This is a genomic window from Synechococcus sp. F70.1, assembly GCF_047502745.1.
Lineage (GTDB): Bacteria > Cyanobacteriota > Cyanobacteriia > Thermostichales > Thermostichaceae > Thermostichus.
Genome location: NZ_JANSJL010000096.1, coordinates 1 through 1,117 on the forward strand (window position 1 = coordinate 1; position 1,117 = coordinate 1,117).

Annotated in this window: 1 protein-coding gene; it reads left to right on the plus strand. The window is 56.0% G+C overall.

The genetic code is table 11. The features are described from left to right. Positions 1-1,117, plus strand: a 1,117-nt coding sequence (locus NW860_RS09815) for a cytochrome c biogenesis protein CcdA (protein WP_414513917.1), incomplete at both ends; no start/stop codon positions are given.

The window sequence follows — 1,117 nt, forward strand, 5'->3', positions numbered from 1 at the left end:
TGATACCCTAACGCTCACTTTTCGGGCCTCCATCCCGGCCTCCTACCATGTTTACTCTACTCGAGAGACGGAGAAGCCGGCCAATCTCCCGACGGCTTTCACGCTGGACCAACAGAGCACCCGGGGCCTCAGGCTCGCTGGGCCCCTCCTGGAAGTCGGCAAACTCATTCAGACCTATGACCCTGTCTTTGATACAAAGGTCTACTATTATGCCGATGAGGTGAAGTTTATTCAGCGCTTGGTGATTACGGATTCGCCCGTGCGGCTGGTGGGGACGCTCCGTTGTCAGTATTGTGATGAGGAGCAGTGTTTCTTTGACAAAGTGGAGTTGGATTACGCCTTTTCGGTACAAGGCGCGGCTCCTGTGCGTGTAGTGGATAAAAAAAGCGACTCAGCCGGCTCGGTGCCGCTTTCGGCCTCCGAAGAGAGAAAGGACAAGGCTTTGCGGGCGGAGTCGGTGCTTACGCCGAGTCCGACGGGGGAGGTTAGGGCTTCTGGGCAAGTGTCTGCCCCGGCTCCTCCGTCCTCCCCAGAAGACGATGCGCACGCAGCAGCTGGGTCGCTATGGTGGCTCCTCCTGAAGGCGTTTCTCTTTGGGCTGGCGGCGGTATTTACGCCCTGTACCTTCCCGATGGTGCCCCTCACTGTGAGCTACTTTACAAAGGCCCAAGAGGGGCGGGGGAGTGGGCTTGCAGGGGCTATCTGGTATGCGGTTAGTATCCTGCTTATCTTTCTGATTTTGGGGGCGATTATTACGATTTTCTTTGGTGCGAATGCCGCCTACGCTATTTCTACCAATCCTTGGCTGAACTTAATCTTTTTCCTGATACTGGTGGCTTTTGGGCTGTCGTTTTTGGGGCTTTTTGAGATTACTTTGCCGGCTTCTTGGACGACGGCGACGAGCCGCCTCTCTAACACCCGGAGCCTGCTGGGAATTTTCTTCATGGCGCTGACGCTCGTGCTGGTGAGCTTTTCTTGTATTGGGCCGCTTTTGGGTACGCTTCTGATAGACATGGTGAGTGGCAGTTATGGCGCTCCGATAGTGGGGATGATAGGCTTTGGGCTGGCGTTTGCGTTGCCCTTTGGCCTTTTGGCGGGCGTACCCCGCCTTCTGAAC